Source organism: Candidatus Sericytochromatia bacterium (assembly GCA_035285325.1).
Taxonomy (GTDB): domain Bacteria; phylum Cyanobacteriota; class Sericytochromatia; order S15B-MN24; family JAQBPE01; genus JAYKJB01.
Map to the genome: position 1 here is coordinate 1 of JAYKJB010000041.1, position 4,772 is coordinate 4,772.

General features: G+C 67.3%; 2 protein-coding genes. Both read right to left on the reverse strand.

The annotated features are described in order from the left end of the window. Window positions 1-1,639: Ig-like domain-containing protein (locus VKP62_05980; GenBank protein ID MEB3196736.1), on the reverse strand; the 1,639-nt coding region annotated here is incomplete at its 3' end. Window positions 1,640-1,720: 81 nt separating this feature from the next. Then, complete coding sequence (locus VKP62_05985) at window positions 1,721-4,600, reverse strand: hypothetical protein (protein ID MEB3196737.1); 2,880 nt, start codon at window positions 4,598-4,600, stop codon at window positions 1,721-1,723. Window positions 4,601-4,772: the final 172 nt, after the last annotated feature.

Genomic DNA, 4,772 nt, shown 5'->3' on the forward strand with positions numbered 1-4,772 from the left:
CTGGCCAGTGAAGACCAGCGATCAAGGTGGCGCTGGCGTTGACGTCCGTCAGTTCGAAGCGTCGGACGCGCCCGCCCTGGGTGCCATTGCCGCCTTCAGCCACGTACAGGTAATTGCTGTCCGCCACGATATCGGTGACGCGTTCGAGACCTCCGAGGACGGGGATGATGATCGGGGACGCTGACATGATCACCCTGGTGACGTGGTTCGCGTCGGCCACAAAGAACTCGCCGCTGGACTTCTCCGCGATGCGATGGACCGCAGACGCCACCAGGGCCTCTCCGTCAAGATTGCGGGGAATCCCCAGGGCATACTGGTAATGCGGGTGGTAGCCGCTATAAGCCGGCGGACTGGCATCGAACGTGGGAGTGGCCCCAGGGTTGGCATCCAGGTAGACCAGGCTCGTGTCCAACGTGCCCGTGAAGGCGAAACGCTGCGGCTTGGCCGCGTTGTAGGGGGCGCCAAACCGCAGCAGCGATACCCCCGTCGGGCTCTTGAACAGGTTGCGGAAGGGGGCCGTGAGGTCGACCCAGAAGCCGGCCGGCGGCGTGGTGGGCGGCGAACTTCCACCACCCCCGCCGCCACCCCCACCGCCGCCACCCGCGGCGGGCTTGGGCGTCGGAGTCGGCGTGGGCGTGGGGCTGGGCGTCGGCGAGGCCAGCGGCAACAGGCTGCCTGAGGCCGAGGGGGTCGGCTCAGGGCTGCGCAACGTCTCCGAGGCGACAGGCAACGTCTCGACCCAGTCGTTGGGGGCCAGCGACGGCAGCGGGCTCTGCTGGGTCTCGACGGCCACCACCTGGGCGGCCTCGTTCAACAGGGTCAGGACCTGCTCGGCCACCTGCCGCAAGGGCGAATCCGGGGCGGCGATCGCCGTGATCACCTCCGGCGGCAGGCCGATCTCACCCTCGGGCTTGACCGCCGTCAACAACTGGTCGAGGAAGCGCTCCAGCACCTTGGCGGCCGCGGGCGAGAGGTTGCCCAGGTCAGGTGGCCCCGCCACGGCCCCGGGCGCGCCACCGGACTCGCCGCCGGCGGAGGCGACCAGCTTGACCAGGGTTTGCTCGGCCGCCAGCTTGGCCTTTTCATAGGCTTCCAGCAGGAAGGGCAGGGCGTTCAGCGAGATCGCCTTGGTCTGCGGCAGGCTCAGCTGGGCCGACAGGGCCTTGATGCGCTTGAGAAAGGCCGCCAGGGCCAGTGTGGTGGCCGGGTTCAGCGCCACGAAGGCGGCCTCCGCCTGCAGCACCCGATAGGCCTGTTTCTGCTGGTGCCCCGCGAAGGCCAGCGCCGACAGCGTCCGCCCGTCCTTCGTGGCCGAGATGCGCAGGGGCGTACCCGCCTTCAGCATCGGATCGAGAAAGACCTGAAAGCTGCCGTCACTGCCCGTGGTGGCCGTGCCCAGCAGGCGGTCGTCGTCGATGCGGCGCACCTGCACGGCGGCCGCAGCGAACGGGGCTGTGCCCGAGGTCGCCTTGCCGGCCAGCAACTCGGTGGCCGCCGACAACGTCAGCGGCGAACGGGCCGCCGGCGCGACCGAGGTCGTGGGCGCGGGTGGGCTGGAGGGCCCGAAGTTGCAGGCACTCAAGGCCACGGTGACAGCCAGTGTCCCCGCTCGAACGCCGCCTGGATGGCCTAGCCCCATGTTCCGTGTGCCTCCCATTGTTTTGGTGCTGTCAGCGCCCCACCCGGTCCACGCCACGCGGCGAGGGGTAAGGCGGTCCGTTCAGAAGCGCAAGCGCGTCAGGCGTTCCTCGTTCACGTTGAGCAACAGCGTGCCGTCGACGTCGAAGCCCAGGCCGTGGACCCAGTTGGTCGAGGTGCTCCAGACCGTCTCGACTGACCCCGTGACCAGGTTGATGCGCCGCAAGCCCGGATTGCCCTCTTGCAGGTACAGGTAGTGGCCCGCCGGGTCGAGTTCCAGCCGCTCGGGGTTGGCCACGCGCGCGGTGCCGGAGGCCCCATCCACCCGACCAGGGGAGCCCGCCGCCCCGACCAGCAAGGTCTCCGAGGCAATGCCGGTGGTGCCTGTGCGCGAAAAGCGAACGATCCGGTCATACGTGAGGCCAGGGCCGCTTCCGCTACCACGCGCCGCGTACAGGTGGTCATGCGTCACCCCCAGCACGCGAGCACCAAGCAGAACCAGGTTATCTGGCGTATAAGAAGTGAGCGAGGAAGTCGTGGTACTCACATCGAGCGTGGCGGTCGCGGTGAAAATCACGTTGGCGCTATCGTCCAAAGCGAAGTCGGGCGACTCGAGGCCGGAGGAGGCCAGCGTTGTGACGAAGGCCGGCAAGCTGCTGGTATTCAGCTGGCGAATTCGCCAGCCGATTCCGCCATTCCGCTCAGACAAGTAAAGCTTGTTGCTGTCCTCGTCGAAGGCCAGTCGGCTGGACGCACTGAGACGGAAGGTGGGATAAACCGAGGGATTACCCGCCACCGAGTCCTGGTCGCCGCGGTCCCCGGTGCCGGCCACGACCTGGAATTCCCCGGTGAGCAGGTCGAGCATGACCACCCGATTGGCCAGGGGCTCCACCGCAAAGGCGCGCCGCCGCGAGCGGTCGAAGGCCAGCGAGCGCAGGGACAGGAAAGAGGCCGCGGCCTGCAGGCCCGGGGTGAAGCCCGCAGGCCCGCCCCCGGCCACGCGCTGGATGACATTGGTGCCGAGGTTCAGGCGACGCAAGCGCGCATTGCCTTTGTCGAAGACCAGCAGGTCACTGCCCGCCCAGGCGAGGCCGGCCGGCATCAATACCCGGCCGTCCTGGCCTTCCAGCAAATCGCCGATGCCGTCACCCAGCACGCTGGAGACGATCGGGGTGGCACCGATGCCGCTGATGCGTCGCACGCGCTGGTTATAAAGGTCCGAGACGTACAACGTGTCAGTGGCCAATGCCAGGCTCACGTTGGCAGCCGTTGTGCCTTGCTGGCTTTCATCCAACGACGACCAGGCGAACAGCGCCGTGTTGGCGGGACCGTCCAGGTGGCCCGGTAGGGAACTCCCAACGCCGGACAAGCGCACGGGCGTCCCCCCGAACGGATATTGCCAGATCTCGTTGTCCTTGGTGGCGATATAAAGTGAGGTTCCGTTGGCGGCCAACGCCAGCGGCATCTTCGGCGGAGACAGGGTCGCCATGTCGAGCGTCGTCGCCGCCTCATTGAGCGAGGTGTTGATCCGCCGAATCTTACCATTGTCACTGTCGGCCACATACAGGGTGGGACCGTTCATGGCCAGCCCTTTGGGATACTTGAAGCGCACGGCCAGGGGCGCCGAGGCGTCGACATTGCCCGAGACCAGGTCACCCGCATAGGTCGTCACCTGTCCAGACGAACGCACGATCCGGCGGATGCGATGTTCATCCGTGACGTACAGGTAGGTGCCGGCGCTGTCGCAGGCCAGGCCGGCGATCGCCGAGAACCGAGCTGCCGTACCCGTCCCATCGATGGTCCCGCTCGCCTCGCTGCCTGCCAGGGTCGTGATGTCGCCCGTGGTCAGGTCGACCTTGCGGATGCGGGTGCCCTCGGCCACATAGGCCTCATTGCCAAAGGCAGCCAGCGGTGCGGCGTAATGGCCTCGTCCCTTGGAGGCCGAAAACCGCCCCGTGGTGAGATTGCCGTCCGTGCCGCTGCCTGACTGCTTCTGACTGGTAAAGAGGATGTCCTGGGTGCCCACCGACGTCACGGCGGAGGCGTGCGGCGTCAGCGTGACGGACAGCGAGCCGCTGGCGTAGGGAAGTTGCACCTCGACGCTGGTCGAGCCGTGCTTGGGATGCGAGGCGGTCAGGGTCCAGCGTCCGCGCGCGGCAGGGGAGATGACCTCCGCCGACGACATGCTGACAACGGCCGCCGATGTCGGGTCGCTTAACATATAACGAACGTCACCGATGATGGGGTTTCCGAAGGCGTCTACGGCCGCAACCGCCAGGCTATCAGCGGTGCTCAGACGATAGGCCGCCGTGGCAACCGGCACCACGCCCGCACTGGCGACGATCGCCGAGGCGATCGCCTCGGTGTCGAGCTTGCCGAGCTCGTGGCCATAGGAGCGGCTGAGCGGATCATACTCGGCGGCACCGTCAATCAACCCCTGTAGGGCCGAAAGGCTCACGCTGGGCGCCACACTGGGGGCGTACACCACGACACGTTCCAGCGCATCGGCCGCCGGCGTGGTGCCGGCGTGGATCATCACGGTGTTGGCGCCCGTGGTGACGCTGGCCATGCCTTTGAAACTGATCACCGGCTGCTTGGCGAAATTCAGCCCGGACAGGATGAAGACCCGGTTGGCCCCCTGAGGCACCTGCAAGCTCAGACTGATCGGTCCCAGTGGCGGGGCCCAGGGGATGATCTGCTCGACCGGGCTCATGTCGGCCCCGAGCGCACGCAGGCGCAGGTAGGCGATCTGATGATCCTGAAACGACTTGCCCTGCAGGCGGTAGGCCGCCTTCTTTTGCATCACGGCCCCATCCACCTGGACCGTGACCGTGCCCATGGCCCTGGCCGGGTCGGACAGGCGCACAGGCGTGGGCAGCGGCGCGCCGCTACAGGCCGCCAGCAAGAGTGCCGGCAGCATCAGCAGGTGGGCGCAGCGCAGGGTCATCGAGGGCTTCTTCATGCGTGGGCTCCGCGTCATGGGGTGACCTTTTTGATGCCGAAATTCGGGAAGGAGACGTAAACCGACGATCCCAGCTGGTGCAGACCCAGCGGACCGGTGTGGTTGGCAAAGCGATGCAGCAGTTCGGGCGCCCCCCCGGTGGCGGGGATGCGCAGGAGGTGAACGGGCGCCG

Bases quoted from the DNA above. Each gene is read 5' to 3' on its own strand.
- VKP62_05985 (MEB3196737.1), bottom strand. From the start codon at position 4,600: ATGAAGAAGCCCTCGATGACCCTGCGCTGCGCCCACCTGCTGATGCTG.